Source organism: Candidatus Moraniibacteriota bacterium, from assembly GCA_016699425.1.
GTDB lineage: Bacteria > Patescibacteriota > Minisyncoccia > Moranbacterales > UBA1568 > SSEF01.
Window position 1 is genome coordinate 283,847 of the sequence record CP064975.1, and the last position, 25,190, is coordinate 309,036.

Sequence of the window (25,190 nt, forward strand, 5' to 3'; positions counted from 1 at the left end):
CTAAAAAATTTGGCTTGAAAATGGGATAAAAGGGGAGTAGGATAGGGTTCAATATGAAACAGACTGGAAACAACTTCGCCTTCATTGATGCACAGAACCTGAACCTTTCTGTGAAACGACTTGGTTGGCGTCTGGATTATGCGCGTTTCAGAGTGTACCTGCGGGAAAAGTATGGCGTCAGCAAAGCGTACATGTTCATTGGTTTCATGGAAGAGCAGTCGAGTCTCTACCGATCCCTCCAGGAGAAAGGCTATATCCTCATATTCAAGCCGACGCTTCGTCACAAGGATGGGACCATCAAGGGGAATTGTGATGCTGAACTCGTCCTGCAGGCGATGATCGATTATCAGGCGTACAAGAAAGCCGTGGTTGTCACGGGTGATGGAGATTTTCATTGCCTCATCCGGTATCTGATCGACAAAGAAAAATTAGAACAGCTTCTTGTCCCAGATCAGGCGCACTACTCGGCTCTCTTGAAGCGGTTCCCTTCGGGATTTCTTGCTTTTATTTCCCAGCTGCGGAATAAGCTGGAATTTCGCCCCTAAAAAGAAAAGAACCCCGTAAGGACAGGACCTTAAAGGGCGCTTTTCGTCGTAATTCTACTAGAAGAGTAGCGCCGACGAAGTGCTTTGTCAAGGGCGGAAAAGTGCAAAGAGGTGGCTTTTTCTCATCTCTAACCAACTCATCCCACGCCCTCGTTTTTGTGGCTTGCCACGGAGCCCGGTTTCGGTGGTAGCGTGGCTTGAAAATGGGGTAAAAGCTTGCCCTGTTAGATTTGCGTTATCTCATAGGGGAGAGTAGGGTGATTCCTCGGGCTTTGGTATACAATGGAAAGGCTTGAATAAGGATATTTTTGACTATGGAAAAGAAGTCCTCGAATACGAATTTGAATAAGGCAAGCAAGGCAAAGAAAGATGAGTTTTATACTCAGCTTGTTGATATTGAAAAAGAGCTCAAGCACTGCAAAGATCAGTTTCGTGGCAAAGGGGTTTATTGTAATTGTGATGATCCTTTTGAAAGTAACTTCTTCAAGTATTTTGCAACCAACTTCAATGCACTTGGATTAAAGAAACTTATTGCTACTAGCTATAAGCCGTCCCCCATAGCTAATACGCAACTAAATCTATTTGGTGATATTACAGTACTATCTACGCCAAAAGGTCGTCCTAAGATAACCGCCAACAAATTCATTATCAATGAAGTTGATGATATAGATGGAGATGGTGCATTTGATTTGCGTGATATTGCCGAACAGCTCAAGGCTAATAAAAACAATGAATGGGCGCCATTAAAGGGAGAGGGAGACTTTAGAAGTAAAGAAAGTATAGAGTTGCTAAAGCAGGCTGACATCGTGGTGACAAATCCGCCGTTCTCTCTATTTCGGGAATATGTTGCACAGTTGATGGAGCATAGCAAGAAATTTCTTATTCTCGGAAACCAGAACGCCATAATTTATAAGGAAATTTTCAAGTTCATAAAGGAGAACAAAATGTGGCTTGGGTATGACAATGGTGGAACGAAGTGGTTTCAAGTCCCAACCGATTACAACATACCAACAGAATCAAGAATAAAAACCGAAAACGGAATAAAGTACTTCAGCATGGGAAGTATAGTGTGGTTTACAAACATGGATACAACTAAACGCCATGAGGAGCTGACTTTATATAAAAAATATTCATCAGAAGAGTACCAAAAATACGATAATTATGATGCAATTGAGGTACCAAGGTTTCTTGATATTCCGATGGATCACGATGGTGTAATGGGTGTGCCGATTACTTTTCTTGATCGGTATAACCCGGAACAATTTGAAATTGTTGGATCAAATCGAGGCATAGACCAAGACTCGAATAAAATATATGGCCGAGGATCTTTTTTGAATGGTAAAGAAACCTTCAAGCGACTTTTTATAAAAAATAGAATGGCAAAAAAGTAATATGAAAATCGAACTAAACAGAATTCCGGTTCGTGAAGTGGTTACGGGCTACAAAGATAGTGCCGAGGAGGGCGTTGTTGCCTATGAGGGTAAGCTTGATGTGCGACCGAAGTACCAGCGTGAATTTGTTTACAAAGATAAGCAGCGCAATGCGGTAATTGATACTGTCCGAAAGGGATTTCCCCTTAATGTGATGTATTGGGTAAAGACCGACGAGGGAAATTTTGAAGTGCTCGATGGGCAACAAAGAACAATAAGTTTAGGTCAATATGTAAACGGTGATTTCTCTGTGGATTTTAATGGTCGCCTTGCTATGTTCCATAATCTCACCAAAGAGGAACAGGAGCAGATTCTGAACTACGAACTGATGATTTATTTCTGTGAGGGGACAGATAAAGAAAAGCTGGATTGGTTCAAGATCATAAATATTGCTGGTGAAAAGCTGACCGATCAAGAGTTGCGTAACGCTGTTTATACCGGTTCTTGGCTTTCAGATGCAAAACTCAAATTCAGTAAATCAAACTGTGCCGCATACCTTTTGGCCAATGATGGCGGCTCACTAGTAAATGGTTCGCCAATTCGGCAAGAGTATTTGGAGACCGCTCTTCTATGGATTAGTAACGGCGAGATTGAGGATTATATGGCCAAACACCAGCACGACGAGAACGCTGAAGAGTTGTGGCAATATTTTCAAAATGTCATTGCCTGGGCACATAAAATTTTCACCAAATATCGCAAAGAGATGAAGGGGGTTGAGTGGGGCAGGTTGTACAATAGGTATAAAGATACCGCTTACGATTCTCGAGAGATTGAGGAGAAAACACTGGAACTTATCAATGATGATGAAGTTCAGAGTTTAAAAGGCATCTACGAATATATTTTGACGGGCGAAGATAAACATCTAAATCTTCGTCAATTTGAGGATAAGACAAGAAGAAAAGCTTACGAAAAACAAAAAGGCAAATGTGTTTGGTGTAAAAAAACTTTTGAATTTGAAGAAATGGAAGCCGACCACATTACCCCCTGGCACGAGGGTGGCAAAACAACTGCGGAAAATTGCCAAATGCTCTGCAAGCAAGATAACCGAACGAAATCAGGAAAATAGACCGCCGTGGGGATTTTCAATGAAGAGAAGCAAATTTAAACTTGCCTTTTTCTTTTATTTGTGGCAGTGTGAGAGTATAGAGTAAAAAATAAAAACCACTCCAAACACAGAAGATCGGAAAGAGTCATAATCCCCAATGCGATTATACCACCACCCCGGACTTCCGGGGTGGTTTTGTTTCATTGTAAGTTATGTGGGTAAAGACATCAGGAGTAAGCGCAGTTGAGATTGACGATGATGTTTTTCGAACAATTCTCAGCTTTTATCCGGAAGAAAAATTGCATGAGTCAGAATTCTTTCAGAGCTGTTTTAGTCATGGCTCTGTAAGCTATACATTGTTGCGCGCAGAGTCAAATAAAATATTTCTGCCTTGGCAGCTATTCTTCCTGAATAAAAAGAATCTCAAGAAGCAGCTCAAGCATATAAATGAACAACGCGAAGACAGGTTGTCTGCGGCCTTTTTTACAAAAAGAAAAGGCTCAGGAGAACATATGTCCAGAAGGATAGTGGATAGACTCATTCGTCTTCAGGGGTTTGTTGTTTCAAAAAAGAAATATCAAAAGAATAGTTTTTGTAATTCGCTTAATTCATTAAGCCCAACCGATGCAGCCAATTCTCTCATTGAATACTTCGGGGTTGATCTAGTGGAATTCAGAGGCAAGAAGACAAAGCGAGAAGCACTCGAGTATTTAATTAAAAAAATAGGAGCAGGACAGATTAATGTGTCTCGGGGAGTAAGAGTCTTGCTTCCTATTTATCAACAAATCGACAAGATATACAAAAACACCAGTGGATTCGCCCTAAAGGATGACTGCCTGCCTTTTATATTTTTACCAGGAGATATAAATCCTGAAGAGGCTACAGGAAGGCAAATATATAGTCTGTTTTATCTTCTGGCTTCCATTGGGATAAATGACTATAGCTTTTTTATAGATCAAGATCTTGAAGTTCAGGTAGTAGGCGCAAAAAATCTTGAGAAATGGAAGCATGATCTGGTTTCATGCATCATATTGCCAACAGACTCGTTGACTACAATACCGACTAGTCTGGACGATATTATGAAGATGAGCGACAAATATAAGGTAACTCCAACAGCTGTCATTGTTGTTCTTAGGGCTCGGGGCATCATTAATAGTGCACTCTTCGACTTCTTAAAGAGTGAATTAAACCTATCTGTAAAAACCTTTCAACAAGGATGGTCCGCAAAAATCTCTACTTCTGTAAAAAAATTTTGTGGTCAAGAAGCTTCTGCCGCCATAAATATGCTTATCCGGGGCGGAAAACTGAAATCAATCACAGCCCAGTATCTTATCTTTGGCCGGGTGAATAAAAGTCAGTATAAGAAATATTTTTCTCAGATACAGAACACTGTATGAAAGTGATAGATACAAATTTTATTATTAACGCATATCGCGAAGAAGTTCTCTTGAAGAACGAATACTTTGCTGCACCCGATGTGTTAGAGGAGCTAAAGATTGATCCAGGCATTAAAATTCCAAGTAATGTGAAGGACGGAAGAGGGGGTATTTTTTTCAGTATGCCAGTCTATCTAGGGAACTATAGCTACTTTTTGAATAAGTACTGCCCCTCATTTTATAATATGACTAGTTTTGGAGACATCTCTACCTTAGCCTTCATAAGAACAGTTCTTGAGAATATCAAAAGACAAGCGACGCTGCCTACGATGGAAGAAAATATTATTTTGTTTGCAGACGATGAGAAACTCTCGAAGAGGGTGATAAAAGAGTTTTCTAGCGAAGTCAAGATTATTAAATTTGCTAATTCGGAAAAGAATCTTTTATAGATACGAAAACTAGTTGGTTATTGTACTAAAAGTAGTAAAGAATAATGACGAAACTCTATCTCGATATCGATCGGGTGTAGCAAAGGGAATAACCAGGAGCCTCTCCTCTCTTTTCCGACCAACAACATTCCGACATTCTTGAGAATGTGAGAATGTTTCTCGATCGAGATTGGCGGTATGTGGGGCGGGTGTAGAATAGGGGCATGAAAGAGATGGAAAAATTCGTCCGGCTCTACCGCGAAAAGAAGTATGAGCAGTGTCTCGTGGCGCTCCGGGCATTCATCGCCAAGTATCCCAACGAGACGAGTGCACTCGGCTACGCCGGACTGTGCTATCTCGATCTGGAACGATCCTCAGAAGCGGTTCCCTATTTCGATCGGTGCCTGGAGGAGAAGGCAGGGAGCAATCATTTCTGGGTGCTCCGGGGCGATTGCTACTACGATCAGGGTGACTTCGCACAGGCGATGCACGACTACTCCATCTCGCTCGCACTGGAACCGGAGAACTGGGCCGTCTACGACAAGATCGGTCACTGCCACCATTTCTTGGGTCAGGGGGAGCGGGGAATAGCGTGGGTAGAGTATGCGTTCGAACGAGGACGGCAACCGGACACCATGCTGATTCTCAGTATGCTGTTCGAAGAGAATGGCCGGCTCGATGAGGCGCTCGCTCGGGCGCGTGCTGGGGCCAGGGAGTTCCCGCATGACAAACGATTTCGTGAGCGTTTGCAGGAATTGAAAAGGATCCCGCGATCGCGCGAGGACTCGAAACGTAAACCTGAGAAATGACTCGACTCTCTCTCGATATCAAATGGTGCTGATCGGGCGGGGAGGGCGGTGGCCCCTTTTCCTGTTTCTCTTGATACTGATATTCCAATATTCTTGAGAATGTGAGAATGTTGTGCTAGGGTAGGGGTGAAATTTGGTGTCATGGATAATTATGGCTGGAATTAAAACTTACAAGCAGCTGGAGCGGTATTTCAAGGGTGTCGCCAACCATCGTCGTATCAGCATCCTACTGCTCGTCAGTCAGTCCGAGGGGATCGCGCTCGATGATATGAGCCGGCGCCTCGATTGCAATTTGAAGACCGTCTCTGAGCATACGCGCCGCCTCGTCCAGGCCGGACTTTTGAATAAAACCTACCAGGGCCGCACGGTCGCGCACAGCCTCTCACCTTATGGGAAAAAGATGCTCGCTTGTCTCGAGATATTCCAACATTCTTGAGAATGTGAGAATGTTACCCATTTGGTAATCTTGAGAGGGGCCTGAGAATAACAAGGTGTAGAATAGAGGGGGCTAATACATCACATCAATCCATTATGTCAGAAGCGAAATTTACCAAGGATCTGGGGCATGCGACGCTGGTCGTGGAGCGTGTGTTCGACGCGCCGGTCGCGAGCGTGTGGGACGCCCATACGAAGAGCGAATGGCTCGAACAGTGGTGGGCGCCGAAGCCCTGGAAGGCGGTGACGGTCGAGATGGATTTCCGCGAGGGCGGACGCTGGTTCTACTATATGCTGGGGCCAGACGGCGAGCGGCACTACTGCATCCAGGCATATGACGGAATCGTGGCGGGCCAGAGCACCGTCGGCGATGACTATTTCTGTGACGAACAGGGTGTGAAGAAAACCGACATGCCCGTCTCGCGCTGGAAGACGGAACTCTTTGCCGAAGGGACTGGTACCAAACTCGTCTCGACGGTGACGTACGCGACTCAGGCTGAGCTCGAGACGGTCCTCGCGATGGGGATGGAAGCTGGATACGCGATGGGGCTGAGTCAGCTCGAGGCGCTCCTCAAACAGGCATAAGCGGATTTTGTGTTTACTTTGGGACACATCAAGGCGGCGCATGGCGCGGTGGAAAGTGTGGTGGATTTCCCGCGATGTAAGTGCAGGCGCTCATCACGCTCGGCGTGAAACGTTATGAAGGGATAATTCCGAGTGTTAACCCTATGTCAGAATCAAAAGACAAAACCGGACCACTGCATCGGATGCCACAGGATCTGCGGGCGTTCCTCGCGGCGCACCCGAGCGTCGCCACACTCTGGGACACGCTCACTCCGCTCGCGCGCAACGAATGGATCTGCTATGTGACGATTGTGAAGAAAGCCGAGACGAGAGTCGATCACCTGCGTCGACTCGGCGAGGACCTCAGTCGTGGAGAGCGTCGGCCCTGCTGCTGGCCCGGCTGCCCGCATCGCCGCCCGAGCGCCGCGAAGTGGTTCGCCCCGCGTCCGAAGAAGGGTTGATAACCTCGATCCCGGCCGAACCATAGCTCCCCCCTCGTATCTATTCTCAAATTCTTGAGAACTTGAGAATATCTACGTCCCATGCTAGGATCGGGGGCTATGAAAAACTATCGCCAACTCGAACGCCATATGAAGGGGGTGGCCAACCATCGTCGGCTCGAGGTCTCCTTCCTCTTGGAGAAGTCACCGGAACTTTCGGTCAGCGAGATAGCCGAAGCACTCGAGGTCAACTTCAAGACTATCTCCGAGCACGTCCGGCGCTTGGCTTTGGCGGGTATCGTCATGAAGCGCAATGATGGGAACGCTGTCCGCCACGCCCTCACACCGCTTGGGAAATCTATTCTCAAATTCTTGAGAATATTGGAATAGGGCGCATACTTTTCCGTAGCTGAGGAGGGGGAGAGCGAGCGGGTGTAGAATAGAGGTGTAACAATTATCATTTTCCAATATGGCAGCCTATGTAGACGGGTATGTGTTGTCGATTCCGAAGAAGAACCGGGCGGCCTACAAGAAGATGGCGCGCGATGGGGCGGCGGCGTGGATGAAGTTCGGCGCTATCGAGTATCGGGAGTGTCGCGCCGACGATGTAGCCGGGCAGCCAGGTTGTTCTTCGTTTCCGAAGTTGGCGAAGTCGAAGCCGGATGAGGAAGTGTGGTTCTCGTTCGTTGTCTTTCGCTCCAAGAAGGATCGAAACCGGATCAACAAACAGGTAATGGAGTACTTCACCAAAAAGTACGATGAGAAACAGATGGCGTCGATGCCGTTTGATATGAAGCGCATGGCAATGGGCGGGTTCACCGTCGAAGTCGAAGCCTGACTGACTCAAGGAAGATGAAGAAGAAAAAAATTACCGATGTCGAAGGATATATATCGGCGGCACCGGATTGGGCGCGTCCGACGCTCCATGAGTTGCGACGAGTGATCCGGACGACAGCTCCGCGGGCAGCCGAGTCGATCAGCTATGGTGTGCCGTATTACGCGCTCGATGGCCGTCTCGCGTATTTCTCAGTACATCGGGCACACTGCAGCTTTCACTGGATCAGTAACGAGGACAAACGTGAACTGACGGACGCACTTGCCCGAGCACGGGTGGTTGGAAATACGCTCCGTATGTTGCGTGGGGAGAATGTGCCCGTAACGCTCGTCCGGGCAGTCGTCAGGGCACATGCGAAACGGAATCACGCGGCATCGGGACGAGAGAACAAGAATCGATCTGGCTGACCCAATAACGCCGGGTGTCGTTGGGGAGGAAGGGGGATCAAGCGAATAATTTGACACGGAGCAATACTATGAATACAGGACTCTCGGGGAAGGTCGCAGTAGTGACTGGGGCAGGCCAGGGGATCGGGCGAGGGATCGCGCTCGCATTGGCCGAAGAAGGAATGAAAGTGGTCGTGGCCGACTTGAATGGTGAAGCGGCATCGGCCGTCGCGACAGAGATCGGCGCGGCACACGGAGAAGCGATCTCTGTTGCTATCGATGTGGCTGTGGCGACGGACGTGGAGGGGCTCTTTGCTCGAACGAAGGATGCGTTTGGAAGTGTGCATGTTCTGGTGAATAACGCTGGTATTTACCCCTTTGTCGCTTTTGAAAACATGAGCGAAGCAGATTGGATCAGAGTCATGGATATCAATATGAAGGGGGTCTTTCTCTGTTCCAAAGCAGCCGCTCGCATGATGGGAGAAGGTGGCCGTATTGTGAGCGTTTCTTCCATTGCATCATTTGTCGGATTCGAGGGACTTGTTCATTACTGCGCTTCGAAGGGAGGAGTGAATGGGTTCACTCGCGCGCTCGCACTCGAGCTCGCGAAGAAGCGGATTACGGTCAATGCCGTGGCACCCGGAGCCATCGCGACACCTGGGGCGAGTGGTGCTCAGTCGGATGAAGCATTGCAGCAGATGATCGCACTAATTCCACTCTCCCGTCAGGGTGTCTCGGCAGATATCGCCGGCGCGGTGACGTATCTCGCTTCTGATCAGGCGAGTTATGTCACGGGTCAGGTCATCGTCGTCGATGGCGGTTGGACACTGCGCTGACCATCTGAGTCTGAAGGGAAATATGAGTGGTATGGAAATTATCAAAAATAGATTTCTCTCCGGGTTACTCGCGGTTTACGCGGTTTTATTCCTGGTGCTCGCGGTCGCTCCGGTGGATCGCATGACGTGGTTCGCCGAAAATCTGACGGTGTGGATCATCTTGGCCGTCATCCTCGGGCTGTACTGGAGCGGCGTGCAATTTTCACGGATGGCCTACGCACTCATGTTCGTCCTCATCTATCTGCACACCATCGGTGGGCACTGGACGTTCGCGCTGGTTCCCTTTGATTGGGTGACGAATTTCTTCGGATTCGAACGCAATCACTACGATCGTATGGCACATTTCTCAGTCGGCTTCTATGCTTTTGCGGTGGCCGAATGGTTGTATGCGAAACGGCTGGTCGCGAATCGTCTGCTCCTCTTCACCTATCCGGTCTTTCTCATCGCGACGGTTGCGATGAGCTATGAGATCATCGAGTGGTGGTATGCGGCGGGAGCTGATCCGGCCGCGGGCCTCGCATATCTGGGGAGTCAGGGTGATATCTGGGACGCACAGAAAGACATGCTCGCCGATACGCTCGGTGCTGTTGTTGCTACGGGACTGTTTTTTCTCGTCCGGCGATCAAAGTTTGAAACAAAACCATCAGACACGGCCTGAATTGGCTCCATCCGATTGCTGAGTTGACCGGTTCATCGGGTGTATACTGAGGGCGTAATCCATAGCATCGAACCTATGAAAAAAGGATTCAAGGGCAATCTGGAAGAGCTCACGCTCGCGAATACGAATTTTCGGCAGGTGCTCTATACCGCCAAGGATTGTCAGCTGGTGCTGATGTCGCTCCTCCCGGGTGAGGAAATCGGCTTGGAGACGCATACGGAAGGGGATCAGTTCTTCCGTTTCGAAGAGGGGACCGGCAAGGTCATCGTGGACGAGACTGAGTACGAGGTGGGCGATGGCGATGCAGTCATCATCCCCATGGGCGCGCGGCACAACGTCATCAATACATCCGATACCGACCCGCTCCGACTCTACACCATCTATGCCCCGCCGCATCATCAGGAGGCAATAATCCGCGCGACCAAGGCCGAAGCTGAGTCCGATGCACCTGAGTTTGACGGTGTGACGACCGAATAGCGGGTGATCTATTGGTCCGCGCCAGGAGTTTCAAAGAAAAAAAGAGCTCGGAACGCGGGTTCCGAGTGAGAGGGTGTGATGTGCCCAAAAAATCATGGGGTACTGGTTGAGGCGCGCAGGGCATTATTTTCCATGCGTTCCGTCAGCATCTGAAGGAACATGTTCCGTTCTTCGAGGAGACTGCCGCTCGGGATGATGAGGATGAGTGTATCTTCCCAGTCACCGTTGAGAGAGGCTGGATCAACCGTGCATTCCAAATGGAAACAAGTCTGAGCAATTCGCGCAACGACTTCAAAGATTGGGTATGGCACAGTCTGGTCTTTTTCAGCAAGCCGGACGGCCCAATTCGACTTGCCGGTCACGCGCGGCAGAGCGCCTTTGATGTGTTTCATGACGAGTAACGGCATGGCGATCTCCTTTTCTAGGTTGGTTGAGAACCATCTCTTTCTTAACATGGCTCCCCTCAGCCGGTCAACGCGAGAGACCTAGGCGGTGCACTGGTAATCCGGTTGCTACCGGCTATCTCGATTTGGCGTCCGGTGAGTGGTAAGATGGAAGGGACAAATGGTATGAACAAACTCATTTCAAATATTTCCGGGTGGAAGTATCGGCATTTGGTGAAGCCGATCCTCTTCCGCTATCCGCCGGACGATATCCATGAGCTCTTCCTCTCGGTCGGCAAACAGCTCGGGCGCTTTCGTCCCATACGTTGGCTGTTTGCAGCGATGTGGCGTTATGATGACCCGATGCTCGAGCAGACAGTGGCGGGGCTGCGCTATCGGAATCCGATCGGGCTGTCGGCGGGCTTCGATTACCGGGCGGACTTAGTCGATGTGCTCCCGAGTCTGGGCTTCGGTTTTCACTCGATCGGGACGCTCACGCTGGAGCCGTACGCTGGCAATCCGCCACCGATGATGCAGCGTCTGCCGAAATCACGCTCGCTCCTTGTGAATAAGGGATTCAAGAACGAAGGGGTAGCAGCGACGCTCGTGAAGCTCCACCGTGCCGCGCCGCTCGGGGCCATCCGGGGGGTGAGTATCGGCTCGACAAACAAAGTGTACGCGGATTTTGCGGCGATGGTCGAGGATGTCGTCCTGGGCTTCCAGACGGCCGAACGTTGTCCGCTCTTCGATTACTATGAGCTGAATATCAGTTGCCCGAACCTTCGCAATCTGGAGAACCTGAAAGAGCAGCTCGCATCACCGACGGGATTGGCGAAGTTGCTCACGCGGCTGCAGACTCTTGAGTTGCGCCGTCCAGTCTTTATCAAACTACCGCTCGAGCAAAGCGAAGACGAGATGCGCTCGCTCCTCGAGGCCGCCCGACCGTTCACTTTCATCAAGGGACTCATCTTTTCCAATCTCGCCAAGGATCGACTGAATCCCGCCTTCCATCCCGAGGAAATCGCCCAGGCCGGACCCGGGAACTTCAGTGGCAAGCCGACCCAGGCCCGGTCAAACGCGCTTCTCAGGTATGCGTATCGCCACTATCACGACCGTTTTGTCTTGATCGGCGTGGGTGGTGTCTTCTCGGCTGAAGACGCGTATATGAAGATCCTGTATGGTGCCTCACTCGTGCAGCTCATCACGGGGATGATCTATATGGGGCCGCAGGAAATCGGCGTGATCAATGCCGGAATTGTCGCATTGCTCAAGCGTGATGGGTACGCATCCGTCAGCGAGGCGATCGGCACACGCGCCTGATGGCCAATAATCGGAACGGATGATGACCCGACAACGACTCCTCCTCCATTGCTGCTGTGCGCCCTGCGGCATCGCGGTCATCGATGAGCTGCGCTTTGCGTACATGCTCACGGTTTTTTTCTATAATCCCAACATCGACACCGAGGACGAATACCTACGGCGTAAACGCGAAGTCGTCCGCGTCTGTGAGGAGTGGCAGGTGCCGATGATCGACGGGGACTATGAGCCGGGGGTGTGGGCCGAGGCGGTCCGGGGGCGCGAAACTGAATCCGAAGGAGGATTGCGTTGCCAGGCGTGCATCGGGCTTCGGCTGCAGCGGACTGCCGAGGAGGCCAGAGCGCGCAAGATGGAGCAGTTCGGGACGACACTCACCATGGGCCGTCGTAAAAAGGCGAGCCTCATTTTTCCGCTCGCCGAAGCCATCGGAGCATCAACGGGCGTGGCATTCCTCGCCGAGGACTGGAAAAAGCATGGTCGTGAAGAACGGGCGAGAGCGATGATCGCTCAGCGTGGTATCTATCGCCAGACATATTGTGGTTGTCAGTACTCGCGGGATCGTCAGCTCGATTTGGATTAGAATTTGGAAGCGTGCCGGCTCTGTGTTCTGAGGCTGCTAACATATGAAGAGAATCATATGCTTTCTCCTGATACATTTCTCCTCGGACTCTTTCTCGCGGTGAATCTCATTGCTTTCTTCATCATGGGTTGGGACAAGTGGCGATCTCGACAGACCGGGGCGGAGCGAATCCCAGAAGGACTGCTTTTTTTCATGGCCATCGCGTTTGGGAGCTTGGGAGTCTTCGCAGGCATGTTCGCTTTCCGGCACAAGACGCAGACCTGGTATTTCCTCCTCGGTGTCCCGCTCGCCATCATCCAAAATATCGTCACGCTATATGCGCTGTCGGACTTCTTACCGGCGCTTCCCTGATGAGGCAAAGGGGATGGTATACTCCTAGTGTAAGCGTTAAGTCAACCTATGGAGACCGAAAAATTGTCCCAGTATGTGGCCGATCGTATCCGCTCGGGCATCGGGAAAGACGAAGTGAAATCAGAGCTCGTGACGATCGGCTGGACCGAGGATGAGGCGGAGGCCGCCTTCCGTTCGGGGGTCATCGCGCTCGGTGCACCAGTCCCGAGCGAAGGCAATCGGCCGACTACCTCAAAGCAGGCGTCCACGGTCGATGTCGTGATCAACTTCTTCTCCTTTATCTTGCTCGGTATTGTCGCCACAGCCCTCGGCACGCTGTACTTCCAAATCATCAATGTGTCATTCCCAGATGTGCTGGATGCGACGAACTGGTACGTGTTTGCAGCTGCGACGAGCACTATCCATTACTCCATCGCGGCGCTCCTCATCGGCTTCCCACTGTACTTTTTTTCGATGCGGATTTGGTTCCGCAAGTTCCGTGAGGATGAAGGTCGGACGGAATCAAAACTGTCCAAATGGCTGACATATCTCGTGCTCCTAGTCGCGGCAGTGACGATTGTCGGTGATCTTATCACGACGGTCTACACGCTCCTGCAAGGCGAGATCACGGCGCGCTTCTGCCTGAAGGCGTTGACCATCCTCGGTATCGCGGGGTCGATCTTCGGCTTCTATTACCTCGAGCGGCGGCGAATCCAGTACCATGCTGATATTCCACGGCGGACCTTCCAGTCCTTCGGGCGCGCGGTCGCTCTCGTCGTCTTCATCGGTGTCATCCTCGGTTTCGCGGTGGGTGGATCACCGACGACCGAACGCAACCGCACGTTGGATCAGACACGTTCGGAACATCTCTCGAGCCTAGCGAGTTGTATTGAGCAGTATGCGTCGAGCCTCGGTGCTCTGCCAGCGTCTCTCACTGAACTCACGCGTTCCAGTCAGTACAGTTATTGCGAATCAAGCACGACTGATCCAGAAACGGGAATGGGATATGAATATCGCATCGTCACCTCATCCAAAGCACAAGGGGCAGGGCGGGTCGGTGAGTTTGAGTTGTGCGCAAACTTCAATCTGGCGACCGATGCCTCGACTGCCTACAAAGGTGGCTATGGTCAGAGCGGTGTCTGGTACGAGCACGGTGCGGGCCGAAGCTGTGACACGGTCAGCACTCAGCTCACGGTGCCGGCCAACCCAGTCACCTCACCGATGAATAACGGAGTTGGGTTCTAACGTGTAAGTCTATGCAACAGCACATCACTCGTTTCATCATCGGTCTCGGCGTCGCGTTCGGTCTGATGTTTCTGCTCCTCGCCGTGGCCAGCGCACTCCGTTCTGGTTTTACACATAGTGGTAATATCATCCCACGCGGTCCTACGCCGCCAGGGGAGCGGATGTGCACCATGGAAGCAAGGCTCTGTCCGGACGGATCGACGGTCGGGCGATCGGGGCCGAACTGCGAATTTGCGTCCTGCCCGACCGGTGTGAATCAAACCGTGTTCGACTTTGACAGCTGTGTGGCACGTGGCAATCCAGTGATGGAGAGCTTTCCTCGGCAGTGTTCTATGAACGGACGGACTTATATCGAAGAGTTAGTGACTCCTTCAGATGGGACTGATAACCCGCGAATATCCGAGCCGCATGCCAATTCAATCGTGACGAGCCCGTTGACCGTGCGTGGACAGGCACCGGGCAGCTGGTTTTTTGAAGGTTCGTTTCCCGTCCAATTGTTGGGTGTAGACGGGAAAATACTCGCGAGTGGATTAGCAACAGCTGAAGGCGATTGGATGACAACGAGCCCTGTCCCCTTTATGGCGACGCTTTCCTTTCCGTCTCCACAGTCAGGATCGGGGACTCTGGTTCTCGAGCGAGACAACCCTTCAGGTCTTCCGGAAATGGCTACCAGCGTGAGCGTCCCGATACGATTTGAGTCGAAGAACTAATCACTGTGGATCAAGTAAATCACTTCCGATGTATCATGAACCGAGCAGTGAGTTGCAGAATTGGAACATCAGCGAAGAGGCGGGATAGTTGCGTCTCGCTGCTTTGAAACAAAGAAAAACCCGCTGTTGAGGCGGGTTATTGATCGCCTCGGTACCGTTCAATTCCTTCCGTAATTCCGCCGGGCCTCCCGATCCTCTTCCTGGTCGATCCGGGCGAGTCGCTCAAGCTCGACCGCTGGATCCTTGATGCCGGTGCGGAGTTCTTCATCGGACAATTCGCGAAACGTCGGATCTTTGCCGACGAAGCGCTTATAGCCGGCCGCGAGTTCCAGGCGAGAGAGCTCAGGAAGTGCGGCGAGGATTGCTTCGCGAGTGGTTGTTTTCATATCCACGGACTCACCCCCGGTAGCTTCTTTGGGGGCGAGGTTAAGCGATAATTGTTCCATCGGACTTCCCATAGGTTACGTCTTTAAATGCGTTACACCGCTATTATACACGACTGCCCAGGCAAGTGGTAAAATACTTTCGTCCCTATGCACCTCTTCGTCACCGTCAAAACCCGTGCCCGGGCCGAGCATGTCGAGCCGATCGATGCGACACACTTCAGCGTGTCGGTGAAGGCTGCACCGGTCGAAGGGAAAGCGAATATGGCGGTCGCCCGAGCACTGGCCCAGCATCTCGGGGTGGCCGTGAGCGCGCTCACGCTTCGCTCGGGTGCTACGGGAAAGCGGAAAGTCTTTGATTGCCAGAGCAAATGATGATGAAAGAGAGTATATGAAGAATCGAACGATCGAATTGGGGATAACGACCTATGCCTACACACTTCGGCAAAGTCTGCGGGCGCGGCGATTGCGCGTTTCGGTCTCGGCTGGTGGGGTCCTCGCTGTCTCGGCTCCCTCGTGGGTGAGCGGCCGTTTCATCGAACGTTTCCTGCGGGAACATGCGGAGTGGATCGGGGAGCAGGTGCAGCGTTTCTCGCAACGTGTTCCGAATCCATTCTCACAAGGGGGGAAGCGCGAATATGCACAGCATAAGGAAACCGCCCGGACCTTGGCCATGGCCCGCCTGGTCCATTTCAATCAGGCCTATGGCTACGATTATTATCAGATCAGCATCCGCAACCAGAAGACGCGCTGGGGCAGCTGTTCGAAACAGGGGAATCTGTCATTCAATTATCGCATCGCGCTGTTACCGCCAGCGCTAGCAGACTATGTCATTCTCCACGAGCTCTGCCATCTCGGTGCCTTCGATCATTCGGCACGGTTTTGGTCGCTCGTCGCGCGGACGATGCCGGATTTCCGGGAGCGGCGACGCGCTCTGCGACAGCTCGGTGCCCAACAATTGTCCTAGAGCGTATGATGTATCATCTGTATATTCTCCGCTGTGCGGACGACACATATTATACGGGGATCACGACGGACCTGGTGCGGCGGGTGCGTGAGCACAATACTTCCCGGCTCGGGGCGAAGTACACGCGGGGTCGGTGTCCAGTCACGCTCGTCTATACTCGACATTTCCGTACTCGCTCGAACGCCGCACGCGAAGAAGCTCGGATCAAGCGGCTCTCACGTTCTGCAAAGCTTTCACTCATTGAATCCTAATACGTCTATGGCCAGTTTCCGCGCTCATATCTCACTCGGTATCGCCTCCGGAATCTTGGGAGCGATGGGACTGATTTCACTCGCCTTTTCGGATGAACTCGGTTTCATCTCGATTGTCTTCGTCGTGGCAGTGCTCGGCTCGATCATGCCGGATATGGACAGTGACTCGGGCGTGCCCTTTCATGTGACGTTCGGATCGTTCTCACTCGTCGCGGCGGCGCTTGTCTGCCTCTCGCTCTATCATGAGACGCCCCTCGTCTGGGAACGGTTACTGCTCTGGACGGTGGGTACCTTTGCCTTCATCTATCTGGTCGTCGGATATTTCTTCAAACGTTTCACGCGGCATCGGGGGATGGCCCATTCGCTCCCGGCGGCTTTCTTGGCCGGGCTGGTTACGTTCTTTCTCGCGGTGCATTTCTCATTCGCAGACATGGAGGCATTCGTCTTGGCTGTGGCGATGATCGCGGGATATATCGGCCACCTCATCCTCGACGAACTGTATGCGGCGGTGAATTTTCACGGTACACCATTCGTCCCGAACAAGGCGCTTGGGAGCGCGCTGAAATTCACCTCGGACAATCGACTTGTCACCCTGACTGTCTATGGCGCGATCCTTTTTCTCTCAGCGGGCCAGGTCGGCCGTTTCGCCAATCTCGCCGAAAAATTCTGGCGGACAATCGTCTGATTTTCTGCTAGCATGAAAAGGCTAATCACTGTGGAAGAATACGATGGCCTACGGAAAGATCATTCCGGAATTGATGATCGATGGCGTTCCAGCACCCTATGGCGTGGTGAATGAACGCGAAGTCCGAGCGGCGGCGGGTATCATGTTTGCACTCGGCTTTTTTGCCCTGCTTTCGGTGTACTTCGAGAAGAATATCACGCTGGCCTTCTGGGTCGTGCTCACTTATTGGGTGGATTTCCTCTTGAAGGTTGGTCTCGGACCGGAGTGGTCCCTCTATGGTCGGCTCGGGGCGCTCCTCGTTCGGAATCAGCGGCCGGAGTATGTCGGTGCGGTCCAGAAACGTTTCGCCTGGGGCATCGGTCTCGTCATGTCGAGCGCAGTACTCTTTTTGATTGGGAAGCAGCTGTATTTCGTGGCGGCGTGCAATTCCTCGACACTCAGCGGGACATCACCATGCCTGATCCCGATGATACTTTGTAGTCTCTGCCTCGTCTTCATGTGGCTGGAGACAGCGCTCGGATTTTGTGTCGGTTGTACCATCTATACCTGGCTCGTTCGGAAAGGTTTCATCAAGCCGACTCAGTACGCGCCGGCCTGTCCGGGTGGTGTCTGTGCGGTGAAGCGATAAGTCCGTCATACATGGGAGCCGAAGGAGAGTGGTATGCCAATCTAATCAAGCCGACTTGGGCGCCGCCCGAGTGGTTGTTCGGTCCGGTTTGGACGGTCCTTTACATCATCATTGCGGTTAGTTTCGTGGCGGTCTGCATCCGATTTTGGCAAGGCCGAATCGGTCTCGGACTGCTCATCCCATTCCTCTTGAATCTCGGGTTCAATCTGGCTTTCTCACCAATCCAATTCGGTCTCCGGAATAACTGGCTCGCTGCGGCGGATATCCTCCTCGTCTGGGGGACGCTCGTCTGGGCTCTGTCACGGATCAGTCCGATCATGCCCTGGGTCGCGTATGTGAATATCCCGTATTTCCTCTGGGTTTCGTTCGCGTTGGTCTTGCAGTTCACGATCACCTGGCTGAATCGATAGCCAGATTTCAGCGCGGTGTAGCGGGGACGAGAATATTCTACTGGCAAATCATCATGTCTCAGCGAAAGAGTGGTCTGCATTCTCATCCGGCACTGTTCTGGCAATTGCGTCAGTCGATTGACTATTGGTCAGTGCCACATTTCCTCCTCGGTACGCTCGTTGCCATGGTGGTCCGAGTGTTTGAGTATCCGGCGGTACCGCTGTTTTTTGTGACACTCATCGTTGCGATTATCTGGGAAGTTTTCGAAATGCAGGTTCGTATCCGTGAATCCCGGATCAATGTCATCTCGGATATCGCCTTGCCACTCGTGGCTTATGGGCTGACCCTCTGGATTACCGATAGTCGGGAAATGGGTCATGAACAACAAGTCGCCCTCCTCAGTGTCACCATCGTCACGTATGTGCTGGTGAGTTATGCGGCTTGGCGGGCCCGCTTCGACCATGATCCTGATTTCCTGAACTGAAACGGGTAGTCGCTGAGACAGTTGAGCGAGTCAGACTTACTTTTCATCCTTCATCGCCTTCACTTCCCGAAGGAGTTCCTCGAGAGCATTTTGGATACGGGTGATTTTCTGAATGTCTTGGGACCGGTCAGCTGAATATTCGAGGTCGTCTTTCTCAATTTCTTCACCGAGGTCCTCTACTTCTTCACCGATTTCTTTGACATCTTCCTGGATATCATCGAGACCTTTGGAGATCTCTTCCACGTCTTCGGAAATACCCTCGACATCCTCGCCGATCTCTTCCACATCTTCGCTGATCTCTTCGACATCCTCGCTGACTTCAGTGAGTTTCATCGCCTGATGGTTGACGGTGATCTGGATGAAGATGGAGAGATAGATCGCTTCGAGCGAGACGACGGTCGTGAGGATGAGCATGATTTGCTCGAACGTGTAGCCGGCCCACTGAAGGGAAAAAATTCCGATAAAAAAGACAGAATGCAGCACGAGTGAAAATGGCGAGCCGATATAGCGCGGTGCCGCGAGTGCGATCCGTTCGAGACGCGGTGGCTGGTTGCTTGGAGGGGGAGTGTTTGTACTGGGGTCCATATGTGGGTCACAGAAAATATTATGAGCGATGCATATCCTAGCCTACGGGGTTTCCGGCAGATTGGAAAGGGGAGCGGGTAGTGTCAGATATCACGACCCTAGGCATATGGCAGTCGAGCGCTATAATAGTGGCATATGGCTCATCAGATTTGTGGACAGTATTGGTTTCGGCCGAAGCGGCTCGTTGGCGGTATCGCCGTCTACTATCCATCTTCGTGGGGCGGTGCTTTGCTTTTGCTTGTGATGATTCTCAGTGGCGTGGTGCTTTTCCGGTTTATCGACGCGGCGTCTCACTCAACTTCGGATACCCTTATCGGATTCGCGCCTTGGGCGGTCGCACTTCTCGCCTTCTTCGATCTTCTCTGTTTCCGACTCGGTGAATATCCGAGTTGGTGGAAACAAGGAAAAGCCGCAGCGGAATAATCCACTCATCCATAATTCTATGGAAATCAATTATTGGGCGGTGCTCGTGTGTGCGGTCGCGTCGATGGTCATCGGGGCGATCTGGTACGGGCCACTCTTCGGCCGGAAGTGGATGGCAATCAATGGTGCCAATTCGGACGATATCGCTCGTCGAGAGGAAATGCAGAAAGCTGCCGGTCCGCTCTATGGCGTTCAATTTCTTCTCTCGTTACTTCAATTGTACGTGTTGGCTCAGCTCATTGTCTGGACTGGAGCGGAATCGAAGGCGGTCTGGGTAGCGTTTTTCATGTGGCTCGGATTTGTCATGCCGACGGTCGCCGGACTTTCGATGTGGACAGCCCAACCAGCGAAGGTGAAATGGGCGACCTTCCTCATTTCGTCGGGCTATCAGTTCGTCTCCTTCTTCGTATTCGGTTTCATCCTCGGCCACTGGGGCGCATAGAGGAAACAAAAAAAGCGCTTGCGCGCTGGTCCTCTTTGAATGAAAAGCCCTCAATGCAGGTCGGACGACTGAATCCCAAAAATGATAGTGTCGGAAAAATCATTTCCCTGAAGGCCAGGTGGGTTTCAATTTTTCGTGTGACCGTTCTGAAGGCTTTCCTCCCCCAGTATAGCACTTTCCCAGCGGTGTCAACATCGTGCACGCCACTTGCACGAGAGAGCAGTGATATACTAGAGAAATCCTCCTGTTTTTCTCCCTTTGAAACCCCAGAGTATGTGGCGCCTCACCCTCTTCGTCCTCATCATTGTGGTCCTCGGTAGCCTTCTGTTTTCCTGGTTATACCGCTACGCTCCCGCCACTCAACCGGAGCCGACAGCATCTAGACCAGAGCCCCAATCAGTGGAGCACGAGGCGCCGGAAGCGACTGTCGCGAACGACCCGAACCCCGTTTCACTCGCAGCGCTCATGGCGAAGACGTATGACGGTCGTGATTTTCGTGTCGGTCACGTGCTCGACGATCAGGTGGCCTACACTCGGTACTTCATTACCTATAAAAGTGGAGAGTTCACGATTTCCGGCATCATGAATGTGCCCAAGGGAACGCCGCCAGCGACCGGGTGGCCGATCCTCTTTCTCAATCATGGGCACATCGATACGGCGATCTATACCAATGGTCGTGGACTAAAACGTGAGCAAGACTATCTCGCCCGGCATGGTTATGCGGTGATTCATTCTGATTACCGCAATCACGCTGAGTCCGACGATGACCCAGAGAATGAGCTGCACTTCCGGCTCGGCTATACCGAAGATATCATCAATGCAATTTACGCGGTGCGCGCGGCCGGGTTGTCGTATCTCGACGGTGAGCGGATCGGTATGCTTGGCCATTCCATGGGTGGTGGCGTGACGCTGAACGTGCTTGTCGTTGCGCCTGAACTCGTGGATGCGGCGGTGCTTTTTGCACCGGTATCGGCGAACTATGTCCGAAACTACGAACGTTGGACACAGCGTGACAGTGAAATTGGGAAACGCCTCATCGAACGTTATGGTACGCCGGAAGAAGCGCCAGATTTTTGGAATGGCATCTCGGCCAAGAATTATTTCAACCGTATACGGACGCCGATTCAGACTCATCACGGGACATCGGACGAGTCGGTTGAGATCATGTGGTCCGATGAACTCGACGACTGGCTCACCGAAGCTGACAAAGAGCATGAGTACCTCGTCTATCCAGGCGAACCACACGAGTTTATTATGGCCTGGCCGACCGTCATGAGTCGGACACTTGCATTCTTTGATCAGCACGTGAAAGCGAAATAACGCCCTGTCTGAAGTTAACCAGCAGATAAGCTATACTGGTGGTACGAAGCGCACCGTTATGAAGAAATTTCTTTTCAACGCTTTCTTCCTCAGCCTCTCGATCGGCTTGTTTGTCGGTGTGTATTGGTTTCACTGGTTTCGTCCCACCCTTCAACCCGGGCAAGAGGTGACATTTATCGCCGAGCCCCCGGCTGCTCCCGAGGTGCCGATCGTGCGTGATGCACCCGATACCGAGGTCCGGACATCGGACCGGAATCCGACAATCGACATCGAGGCGGTCGCATCCGGACTCGACACGCCTTGGGACATCGTCTTTACTTCGCCCACGCGCATGCTCGTCACGGAACGGCCGGGGCAGATCCGAGTCGTCGAAAACGGCGTCCTCGAGAAGCAGCCGATCCATGTGTTTTCCGAAGTTGTCGAAAAGGGTGAGGATGGACTGATGTCATTGGCCCTCGATCCGAATTATCCGCAAAACCATTTCCTCTATGCGGCGATCGCCTATGCCGATGGTCAGCGACTTTGGCTGAAGGTGATGCGTTTCGTCGACGCTGGTGACACCCTCGCGGACTCCTTCATGGTCATCGATCGCATCCCGGCAGCACAGTACCACTCGGGATGCCGCATCGCTTTCGGACCAGACGGCAAGCTCTATATCACGACGGGGGACGCGACAGATGGGAACTTGGCTCAGGATTTGGAGTCGCTCGCAGGGAAGATCCTTCGCATCAACTCTGACGGAACGATTCCGGCGGATAATCCTTTTGTCGGAAGTGCGATCTGGTCATACGGTCATCGGAATCCGCAGGGCCTCGCCTGGCAGCTGGACACGGGTATCCTGTATGAGACCGAGCATGGCCCGACGGTTTTTGATGGTCCGGCGGGCGGGGACGAGGTGAACGTGATCGAGCGGGGAGGTAATTATGGCTGGCCTCTCGTTTCACACGAGAAGAGTCGCGCCGGTATGATCTCACCACTCTTGGTCTTCACGCCGGCCGAAGCGCCCGGCTCGCTCATGATCTATTCTGGTCGCGTCTTCCCGGAGTGGCGCGGTGACTTGTTCTTCGGGGCGCTCAAAGGTGAGGGGCTGATGCGGATTCGGCTCGATGAAAGTAATCCAAAGCAGATCGCGAGTTACGGCAAACTCCGCGAGGTGTCGTTCGGACGCATCCGCGCAGTAGTGGAGGGACCCGACGGCAATATCTATTTCACCACATCGAACCGCGACGGCCGCGGCCAACCCTCACCACTCGATGACCGCATCTTTCGTCTCCGTGCGGGAGACTAAGTTTGACTCTGATACCCCACGGGGGTATGATGGAACGGTATGTGATCCGGTAACTTTTTTGTATGGCCAATCCATTTGAGAGCGCACAACAGCAGCTGCAAGCAGTTCGATCCATAATCCCTATCCCAGAGAATATTTTTGTTCAACTTTGGGAGCCAGTTCGTGTCCTGACGGTCAACATTCCCGTTAGGATGGACGACGGAACTGTGAGGGTATTCACCGGGTTTCGTTCGCAGCACAATGATGCACGTGGGCCGCATAAAGGAGGAGTCCGATTTCATCCCGGCGTGACGCTCGATGAGGTGAAAGCTCTGTCTATGTGGATGACGTGGAAAACCGCAGTGGTAGATATCCCACTCGGCGGAGGAAAGGGCGGTGTCGTGGTGAATCCGAAAGAACTTTCCAGTGGTGAGTTGGAGCGATTGTCGCGCGGATATGCGAGAGCGTTTGTGAATTTCATCGGACCAGACACGGATGTGCCAGCCCCTGATGTTCAGACTGATCCACGTATCATGGGCTGGATGCTCGACGAATATGAGGCGGTGGTTGGTCACCATCGGCCGGGGGTCATCACTGGCAAGCCTCTGTCTATCGGCGGATCCCGAGTCCGTGAATACGCCACGGCGCAAGGAGCTTTCTATGTTATTGAAGCGGCACGGAAAAAGCTACATATCAGGGATGGTGCGACGGTGGCCATCCAAGGGGTTGGGAACGGCGGTAGCTATCTGGCGCGTATTCTCTCTCAGGCTGGCTACACGATCGTCGCGTTGGCTGATTCCCAAGCGACCATCTATCGGAGTGAAGGTCTCGATGTCGAAGGAGTTCTCTCGCATAAACGGGCGACTGGCAGCCTCATGAAGTGCATTGGGTGCGAGGAACTTCCGAGCGATGCCGTGCTCTCGGTACCGACCGATATTCTTGTCCCGGCTGCTTTGGAGAACGCGATTCATGTCGGCAATGTTCAGGATATAAAGGCCAAAGTTATTATCGAGGTGGCCAATGGACCGGTAACACCGGAGTCGGAAACCGTGCTGGTGGATCGGAACGTGATTGTGGTCCCAGATATTCTTGCCAACGCCGGCGGAGTGACAGTGAGTTACTTCGAACAGATCCAGAATGCATTGAACTATGGTTGGGAGGAGCAAGATATTCTCGATAAGCTGCGCCGAATCATGGACACTTCCTTTGATGCGGTGTGGCAGGCAAGTGAGACGCACAATTCGACGCTGCGCATGGGAGCGTATGTGGTGGCGGTGAAACGTGTCGTTCAGGCGATGCAAGATCGAGGACGCTCTTAATTCTGTGTACTGTCGAGTATGGCAATGAAAAAGACGGTGAAGAAGAACTACGCCAAGCTCGCCCTCGCGCTTCACAAAAAACTGCGCGGCAAGGTGGAAGTCATGCCGAAGATACCAGTGATGAATAAAGAGGATTTGGCGGTTGTCTACACGCCCGGGGTCGGGGCTGTGTCTAGTCACCTGGCGACACATCCGGAGGACGTGGCCCAATACACGATGAAGGGGAATATGGTCGCTGTCGTAACGGACGGTTCGGCTGTGTTGGGGCTCGGCAATATCGGTCCTGAAGCCGCACTTCCGGTGATGGAGGGGAAATCCATGCTTTTCAAGTCCCTCGCTGATGTGGATGCCTTTCCGATCGTGCTCGCCACGCAGGATACGGAGGAAATCGTCGAGACGGTCAAACGGATCGCGCCCGGCTTCGGCGGTATCAATCTGGAAGACATCGCGGCGCCACGGTGCTTCGAGATTGAGGCGCGACTTCAGGCAGAGCTCAACATTCCAGTCATGCACGATGATCAGCACGGGACGGCGATGGTAGTCTTGACGGGCTTCATCAATGCGCTGAAAGTCGTGAAGAAGAAAAAGGAAGCGGTCTGGGTTGTCATCTCGGGCGCGGGGGCCGCGGGGCAGGCAATTGCGGAATTGTTGCTCCTCTACGGCGTACAAAATATCGTCATGCTTGATAGTCGCGGTATCCTCGGCCCCAACCGTAGTGATTTGGACCAGCACAAGCAATCCCTCCGCGCCCGGACCAATCCCGATGGGATCGACGGTGATCTCACCGTGGCGATCGCGGGGGCTGATGTCTTCATCGGCGTTTCCAAGGGTGGTCTTCTGACCGAGGACCATGTGCGTACCATGGCCGAAGACGCGGTGGTCTTTGCTCTGGCCAATCCGGTGCCAGAAATCATGCCGGAGGTGGCGCTGTCGGCTGGTGCACGCATCGTGGCGACGGGTCGGTCGGATTTCCCCAATCAGATCAATAACTCGCTCGGGTTCCCGGGCATCTTCCGAGGCGCGCTCGATCATCGGGTCCAGCGCATCACTGACGTGATGCTCGTCAAAGCCGCTAAGTATCTCGCCGCACTTGTCGCGAAACCAACTGCTGGAAATATCATCCCGAACACATTCGACAAGCGTGTCGTCTCGGCGGTTGCTCGAGCAATCCGCTAGTCTGTTGGGATGCTGCTGACGTGGCGACTCGTGGTTATGAT

36 protein-coding genes are annotated in these 25,190 nt (G+C 52.4%); 33 read left to right on the forward strand and 3 right to left on the reverse strand.

What is annotated here, in order from left to right; all coding sequences use genetic code 11:
• Nucleotides 1–53 precede the first annotated feature (53 nt).
• The 15 genes from IPJ68_01355 to IPJ68_01425 all read left to right on the forward strand — a co-directional run bounded on the left by IPJ68_01355 (nt 54) and on the right by IPJ68_01425 (nt 10,264).
• A complete protein-coding gene (locus IPJ68_01355) occupies nt 54–545 on the forward strand; it encodes an NYN domain-containing protein (GenBank protein QQR78903.1) in 492 nt (163 codons plus the stop codon).
• A 314-nt stretch (nt 546–859) separates the two neighbouring features.
• Nucleotides 860–1,936 carry an adenine-specific methyltransferase EcoRI family protein gene (locus IPJ68_01360; GenBank protein QQR78904.1) on the forward strand — a complete coding sequence of 359 codons (1,077 nt, stop codon included), beginning with the start codon at nt 860–862 and terminating at the stop codon, nt 1,934–1,936.
• A 1-nt stretch (nt 1,937) separates the two neighbouring features.
• Nucleotides 1,938–3,041, forward strand: a complete 1,104-nt coding sequence (locus IPJ68_01365) for a DUF262 domain-containing protein (GenBank protein QQR78905.1) — start codon at nt 1,938–1,940, stop codon at nt 3,039–3,041.
• 191 nt (nt 3,042–3,232) lie between these two features.
• Nucleotides 3,233–4,417, forward strand: a complete 1,185-nt coding sequence (locus IPJ68_01370) for a hypothetical protein (GenBank protein ID QQR78906.1) — start codon at nt 3,233–3,235, stop codon at nt 4,415–4,417.
• A complete protein-coding gene (locus tag IPJ68_01375; GenBank protein QQR78907.1) occupies nt 4,414–4,845 on the forward strand; it encodes a hypothetical protein in 432 nt (143 codons plus the stop codon). The genes IPJ68_01370 and IPJ68_01375 overlap by 4 nt, the downstream gene beginning before the upstream one ends.
• Before the next feature lie 203 nt (nt 4,846–5,048).
• A complete protein-coding gene (locus IPJ68_01380) occupies nt 5,049–5,633 on the forward strand; it encodes a tetratricopeptide repeat protein (GenBank protein QQR78908.1) in 585 nt (194 codons plus the stop codon).
• 160 nt (nt 5,634–5,793) lie between these two features.
• The gene (locus IPJ68_01385) at nt 5,794–6,069 is read left to right on the forward strand and encodes a winged helix-turn-helix transcriptional regulator (GenBank protein ID QQR79235.1); all 276 of its coding nucleotides are present in this window, start codon (nt 5,794–5,796) and stop codon (nt 6,067–6,069) included.
• Between the two features lie 95 nt (nt 6,070–6,164).
• Complete coding sequence (locus IPJ68_01390; GenBank protein QQR78909.1) at nt 6,165–6,653, forward strand: SRPBCC domain-containing protein; 489 nt, start codon at nt 6,165–6,167, stop codon at nt 6,651–6,653.
• A 143-nt stretch (nt 6,654–6,796) separates the two neighbouring features.
• The gene (locus IPJ68_01395; protein QQR78910.1) at nt 6,797–7,093 is read left to right on the forward strand and encodes a YdeI/OmpD-associated family protein; all 297 of its coding nucleotides are present in this window, start codon (nt 6,797–6,799) and stop codon (nt 7,091–7,093) included.
• A gap of 99 nt (nt 7,094–7,192) precedes the next feature.
• Complete coding sequence (locus tag IPJ68_01400; GenBank protein ID QQR78911.1) at nt 7,193–7,462, forward strand: winged helix-turn-helix transcriptional regulator; 270 nt, start codon at nt 7,193–7,195, stop codon at nt 7,460–7,462.
• Nucleotides 7,463–7,541: 79 nt separating this feature from the next.
• Nucleotides 7,542–7,910 carry a DUF1428 domain-containing protein gene (locus tag IPJ68_01405; protein QQR78912.1) on the forward strand — a complete coding sequence of 123 codons (369 nt, stop codon included), beginning with the start codon at nt 7,542–7,544 and terminating at the stop codon, nt 7,908–7,910.
• A gap of 14 nt (nt 7,911–7,924) precedes the next feature.
• Nucleotides 7,925–8,314 carry a DUF1801 domain-containing protein gene (locus IPJ68_01410; protein QQR78913.1) on the forward strand — a complete coding sequence of 130 codons (390 nt, stop codon included), beginning with the start codon at nt 7,925–7,927 and terminating at the stop codon, nt 8,312–8,314.
• A gap of 68 nt (nt 8,315–8,382) precedes the next feature.
• Nucleotides 8,383–9,129 (forward strand): SDR family oxidoreductase, encoded by a 747-nt coding sequence (locus tag IPJ68_01415; GenBank protein ID QQR78914.1) that lies wholly within the window; start codon nt 8,383–8,385, stop codon nt 9,127–9,129.
• 31 nt (nt 9,130–9,160) lie between these two features.
• Nucleotides 9,161–9,787 carry a DUF2238 domain-containing protein gene (locus IPJ68_01420; protein ID QQR78915.1) on the forward strand — a complete coding sequence of 209 codons (627 nt, stop codon included), beginning with the start codon at nt 9,161–9,163 and terminating at the stop codon, nt 9,785–9,787.
• A 75-nt stretch (nt 9,788–9,862) separates the two neighbouring features.
• Complete coding sequence (locus tag IPJ68_01425; GenBank protein ID QQR78916.1) at nt 9,863–10,264, forward strand: cupin domain-containing protein; 402 nt, start codon at nt 9,863–9,865, stop codon at nt 10,262–10,264.
• Between the two features lie 92 nt (nt 10,265–10,356).
• On the opposite strand, the gene IPJ68_01430 is transcribed toward IPJ68_01425, so the two are convergent.
• Nucleotides 10,357–10,656: a hypothetical protein gene (locus tag IPJ68_01430; protein QQR78917.1), complete on the reverse strand. Its 300-nt coding sequence runs from the start codon at nt 10,654–10,656 to the stop codon at nt 10,357–10,359.
• Nucleotides 10,657–10,833: 177 nt separating this feature from the next.
• Between IPJ68_01430 and IPJ68_01435 the strand changes: the two genes are divergently transcribed.
• Genes IPJ68_01435 through IPJ68_01455 form a run of 5 tightly spaced genes read left to right on the forward strand, consistent with a single transcriptional unit; the run spans nt 10,834 to nt 14,829 of the window.
• A complete protein-coding gene (locus tag IPJ68_01435; GenBank protein QQR78918.1) occupies nt 10,834–11,967 on the forward strand; it encodes a quinone-dependent dihydroorotate dehydrogenase in 1,134 nt (377 codons plus the stop codon).
• Between the two features lie 19 nt (nt 11,968–11,986).
• Nucleotides 11,987–12,544, forward strand: a complete 558-nt coding sequence (locus tag IPJ68_01440; protein QQR78919.1) for an epoxyqueuosine reductase QueH — start codon at nt 11,987–11,989, stop codon at nt 12,542–12,544.
• A 57-nt stretch (nt 12,545–12,601) separates the two neighbouring features.
• On the forward strand, nt 12,602–12,895 hold the full coding sequence (locus tag IPJ68_01445) for a DUF1294 domain-containing protein (protein QQR78920.1): 294 nt from the start codon (nt 12,602–12,604) through the stop codon (nt 12,893–12,895).
• A 48-nt stretch (nt 12,896–12,943) separates the two neighbouring features.
• Complete coding sequence (locus tag IPJ68_01450) at nt 12,944–14,119, forward strand: hypothetical protein (GenBank protein QQR78921.1); 1,176 nt, start codon at nt 12,944–12,946, stop codon at nt 14,117–14,119.
• Nucleotides 14,120–14,130: 11 nt separating this feature from the next.
• Nucleotides 14,131–14,829 carry a Gmad2 immunoglobulin-like domain-containing protein gene (locus tag IPJ68_01455; protein ID QQR78922.1) on the forward strand — a complete coding sequence of 233 codons (699 nt, stop codon included), beginning with the start codon at nt 14,131–14,133 and terminating at the stop codon, nt 14,827–14,829.
• 158 nt (nt 14,830–14,987) lie between these two features.
• On the opposite strand, the gene IPJ68_01460 is transcribed toward IPJ68_01455, so the two are convergent.
• A complete protein-coding gene (locus tag IPJ68_01460) occupies nt 14,988–15,215 on the reverse strand; it encodes a hypothetical protein (GenBank protein QQR78923.1) in 228 nt (75 codons plus the stop codon).
• 147 nt (nt 15,216–15,362) lie between these two features.
• On the opposite strand from IPJ68_01460, the gene IPJ68_01465 reads away from it, so the two are divergent.
• From IPJ68_01465 to IPJ68_01495, 7 genes are read left to right on the forward strand one after another with little or no spacing between them, the layout of a single operon-like run.
• Nucleotides 15,363–15,587 carry a DUF167 domain-containing protein gene (locus tag IPJ68_01465; protein ID QQR78924.1) on the forward strand — a complete coding sequence of 75 codons (225 nt, stop codon included), beginning with the start codon at nt 15,363–15,365 and terminating at the stop codon, nt 15,585–15,587.
• A gap of 16 nt (nt 15,588–15,603) precedes the next feature.
• Nucleotides 15,604–16,179: a M48 family metallopeptidase gene (locus IPJ68_01470; protein QQR78925.1), complete on the forward strand. Its 576-nt coding sequence runs from the start codon at nt 15,604–15,606 to the stop codon at nt 16,177–16,179.
• An 8-nt stretch (nt 16,180–16,187) separates the two neighbouring features.
• Nucleotides 16,188–16,430 carry a GIY-YIG nuclease family protein gene (locus tag IPJ68_01475; GenBank protein ID QQR79236.1) on the forward strand — a complete coding sequence of 81 codons (243 nt, stop codon included), beginning with the start codon at nt 16,188–16,190 and terminating at the stop codon, nt 16,428–16,430.
• 7 nt (nt 16,431–16,437) lie between these two features.
• Nucleotides 16,438–17,115, forward strand: coding sequence for a metal-dependent hydrolase (locus tag IPJ68_01480; protein QQR78926.1), 678 nt, complete (start codon nt 16,438–16,440; stop codon nt 17,113–17,115).
• A 43-nt stretch (nt 17,116–17,158) separates the two neighbouring features.
• Nucleotides 17,159–17,743: a DUF4395 domain-containing protein gene (locus tag IPJ68_01485; GenBank protein ID QQR78927.1), complete on the forward strand. Its 585-nt coding sequence runs from the start codon at nt 17,159–17,161 to the stop codon at nt 17,741–17,743.
• Between the two features lie 11 nt (nt 17,744–17,754).
• On the forward strand, nt 17,755–18,153 hold the full coding sequence (locus tag IPJ68_01490; GenBank protein QQR78928.1) for a tryptophan-rich sensory protein: 399 nt from the start codon (nt 17,755–17,757) through the stop codon (nt 18,151–18,153).
• Between the two features lie 53 nt (nt 18,154–18,206).
• Nucleotides 18,207–18,617 (forward strand): hypothetical protein, encoded by a 411-nt coding sequence (locus IPJ68_01495; protein QQR78929.1) that lies wholly within the window; start codon nt 18,207–18,209, stop codon nt 18,615–18,617.
• A gap of 36 nt (nt 18,618–18,653) precedes the next feature.
• On the opposite strand, the gene IPJ68_01500 is transcribed toward IPJ68_01495, so the two are convergent.
• Nucleotides 18,654–19,202, reverse strand: a complete 549-nt coding sequence (locus IPJ68_01500; protein QQR78930.1) for a hypothetical protein — start codon at nt 19,200–19,202, stop codon at nt 18,654–18,656.
• 135 nt (nt 19,203–19,337) lie between these two features.
• On the opposite strand from IPJ68_01500, the gene IPJ68_01505 reads away from it, so the two are divergent.
• The 6 genes from IPJ68_01505 to IPJ68_01530 all read left to right on the forward strand — a co-directional run bounded on the left by IPJ68_01505 (nt 19,338) and on the right by IPJ68_01530 (nt 25,149).
• A complete protein-coding gene (locus IPJ68_01505) occupies nt 19,338–19,625 on the forward strand; it encodes a hypothetical protein (GenBank protein QQR78931.1) in 288 nt (95 codons plus the stop codon).
• A 19-nt stretch (nt 19,626–19,644) separates the two neighbouring features.
• Nucleotides 19,645–20,067 carry a DUF1761 domain-containing protein gene (locus tag IPJ68_01510; GenBank protein ID QQR78932.1) on the forward strand — a complete coding sequence of 141 codons (423 nt, stop codon included), beginning with the start codon at nt 19,645–19,647 and terminating at the stop codon, nt 20,065–20,067.
• Between the two features lie 465 nt (nt 20,068–20,532).
• Nucleotides 20,533–21,387: an alpha/beta fold hydrolase gene (locus IPJ68_01515; GenBank protein ID QQR79237.1), complete on the forward strand. Its 855-nt coding sequence runs from the start codon at nt 20,533–20,535 to the stop codon at nt 21,385–21,387.
• A gap of 58 nt (nt 21,388–21,445) precedes the next feature.
• On the forward strand, nt 21,446–22,675 hold the full coding sequence (locus IPJ68_01520) for a PQQ-dependent sugar dehydrogenase (GenBank protein QQR78933.1): 1,230 nt from the start codon (nt 21,446–21,448) through the stop codon (nt 22,673–22,675).
• A 62-nt stretch (nt 22,676–22,737) separates the two neighbouring features.
• Nucleotides 22,738–23,973, forward strand: coding sequence for a Glu/Leu/Phe/Val dehydrogenase (locus IPJ68_01525; protein ID QQR78934.1), 1,236 nt, complete (start codon nt 22,738–22,740; stop codon nt 23,971–23,973).
• A 24-nt stretch (nt 23,974–23,997) separates the two neighbouring features.
• Nucleotides 23,998–25,149, forward strand: coding sequence for an NADP-dependent malic enzyme (locus IPJ68_01530; GenBank protein ID QQR79238.1), 1,152 nt, complete (start codon nt 23,998–24,000; stop codon nt 25,147–25,149).
• The last annotated feature ends 41 nt before the right edge of the window (nt 25,150–25,190 follow it).

Excerpts from the sequence above, each read along its gene's own strand:
- IPJ68_01445 (QQR78920.1), top strand. The coding sequence starts at position 12,602 with ATGCTTTCTCCTGATACATTTCTCCTCGGACTCTTTCTCGCGGTGAAT.
- IPJ68_01480 (QQR78926.1), top strand. The coding sequence starts at position 16,438 with ATGGCCAGTTTCCGCGCTCATATCTCACTCGGTATCGCCTCCGGAATC.
- IPJ68_01505 (QQR78931.1), top strand. The coding sequence starts at position 19,338 with ATGGCTCATCAGATTTGTGGACAGTATTGGTTTCGGCCGAAGCGGCTC.
- IPJ68_01420 (QQR78915.1), top strand. The coding sequence starts at position 9,161 with ATGGAAATTATCAAAAATAGATTTCTCTCCGGGTTACTCGCGGTTTAC.
- IPJ68_01475 (QQR79236.1), top strand. The coding sequence starts at position 16,188 with ATGTATCATCTGTATATTCTCCGCTGTGCGGACGACACATATTATACG.
- IPJ68_01370 (QQR78906.1), top strand. The coding sequence starts at position 3,233 with ATGTGGGTAAAGACATCAGGAGTAAGCGCAGTTGAGATTGACGATGAT.
- IPJ68_01380 (QQR78908.1), top strand. The coding sequence starts at position 5,049 with ATGAAAGAGATGGAAAAATTCGTCCGGCTCTACCGCGAAAAGAAGTAT.
- IPJ68_01490 (QQR78928.1), top strand. The coding sequence starts at position 17,755 with ATGGGAGCCGAAGGAGAGTGGTATGCCAATCTAATCAAGCCGACTTGG.
- IPJ68_01495 (QQR78929.1), top strand. The coding sequence starts at position 18,207 with ATGTCTCAGCGAAAGAGTGGTCTGCATTCTCATCCGGCACTGTTCTGG.
- IPJ68_01520 (QQR78933.1), top strand. The coding sequence starts at position 21,446 with ATGAAGAAATTTCTTTTCAACGCTTTCTTCCTCAGCCTCTCGATCGGC.
- IPJ68_01375 (QQR78907.1), top strand. The coding sequence starts at position 4,414 with ATGAAAGTGATAGATACAAATTTTATTATTAACGCATATCGCGAAGAA.
- IPJ68_01400 (QQR78911.1), top strand. The coding sequence starts at position 7,193 with ATGAAAAACTATCGCCAACTCGAACGCCATATGAAGGGGGTGGCCAAC.
- IPJ68_01515 (QQR79237.1), top strand. The coding sequence starts at position 20,533 with ATGGCGAAGACGTATGACGGTCGTGATTTTCGTGTCGGTCACGTGCTC.
- IPJ68_01485 (QQR78927.1), top strand. The coding sequence starts at position 17,159 with ATGGCCTACGGAAAGATCATTCCGGAATTGATGATCGATGGCGTTCCA.
- IPJ68_01450 (QQR78921.1), top strand. The coding sequence starts at position 12,944 with ATGGAGACCGAAAAATTGTCCCAGTATGTGGCCGATCGTATCCGCTCG.
- IPJ68_01360 (QQR78904.1), top strand. The coding sequence starts at position 860 with ATGGAAAAGAAGTCCTCGAATACGAATTTGAATAAGGCAAGCAAGGCA.
- IPJ68_01395 (QQR78910.1), top strand. The coding sequence starts at position 6,797 with ATGTCAGAATCAAAAGACAAAACCGGACCACTGCATCGGATGCCACAG.
- IPJ68_01460 (QQR78923.1), bottom strand. The coding sequence starts at position 15,215 with ATGAAAACAACCACTCGCGAAGCAATCCTCGCCGCACTTCCTGAGCTC.
- IPJ68_01415 (QQR78914.1), top strand. The coding sequence starts at position 8,383 with ATGAATACAGGACTCTCGGGGAAGGTCGCAGTAGTGACTGGGGCAGGC.
- IPJ68_01500 (QQR78930.1), bottom strand. The coding sequence starts at position 19,202 with ATGGACCCCAGTACAAACACTCCCCCTCCAAGCAACCAGCCACCGCGT.
- IPJ68_01470 (QQR78925.1), top strand. The coding sequence starts at position 15,604 with ATGAAGAATCGAACGATCGAATTGGGGATAACGACCTATGCCTACACA.
- IPJ68_01435 (QQR78918.1), top strand. The coding sequence starts at position 10,834 with ATGAACAAACTCATTTCAAATATTTCCGGGTGGAAGTATCGGCATTTG.
- IPJ68_01430 (QQR78917.1), bottom strand. The coding sequence starts at position 10,656 with ATGAAACACATCAAAGGCGCTCTGCCGCGCGTGACCGGCAAGTCGAAT.
- IPJ68_01410 (QQR78913.1), top strand. The coding sequence starts at position 7,925 with ATGAAGAAGAAAAAAATTACCGATGTCGAAGGATATATATCGGCGGCA.
- IPJ68_01390 (QQR78909.1), top strand. The coding sequence starts at position 6,165 with ATGTCAGAAGCGAAATTTACCAAGGATCTGGGGCATGCGACGCTGGTC.
- IPJ68_01405 (QQR78912.1), top strand. The coding sequence starts at position 7,542 with ATGGCAGCCTATGTAGACGGGTATGTGTTGTCGATTCCGAAGAAGAAC.
- IPJ68_01440 (QQR78919.1), top strand. The coding sequence starts at position 11,987 with ATGATGACCCGACAACGACTCCTCCTCCATTGCTGCTGTGCGCCCTGC.
- IPJ68_01355 (QQR78903.1), top strand. The coding sequence starts at position 54 with ATGAAACAGACTGGAAACAACTTCGCCTTCATTGATGCACAGAACCTG.
- IPJ68_01455 (QQR78922.1), top strand. The coding sequence starts at position 14,131 with ATGCAACAGCACATCACTCGTTTCATCATCGGTCTCGGCGTCGCGTTC.
- IPJ68_01510 (QQR78932.1), top strand. The coding sequence starts at position 19,645 with ATGGAAATCAATTATTGGGCGGTGCTCGTGTGTGCGGTCGCGTCGATG.
- IPJ68_01465 (QQR78924.1), top strand. The coding sequence starts at position 15,363 with ATGCACCTCTTCGTCACCGTCAAAACCCGTGCCCGGGCCGAGCATGTC.
- IPJ68_01530 (QQR79238.1), top strand. The coding sequence starts at position 23,998 with ATGAAAAAGACGGTGAAGAAGAACTACGCCAAGCTCGCCCTCGCGCTT.
- IPJ68_01365 (QQR78905.1), top strand. The coding sequence starts at position 1,938 with ATGAAAATCGAACTAAACAGAATTCCGGTTCGTGAAGTGGTTACGGGC.
- IPJ68_01525 (QQR78934.1), top strand. The coding sequence starts at position 22,738 with ATGGCCAATCCATTTGAGAGCGCACAACAGCAGCTGCAAGCAGTTCGA.
- IPJ68_01425 (QQR78916.1), top strand. The coding sequence starts at position 9,863 with ATGAAAAAAGGATTCAAGGGCAATCTGGAAGAGCTCACGCTCGCGAAT.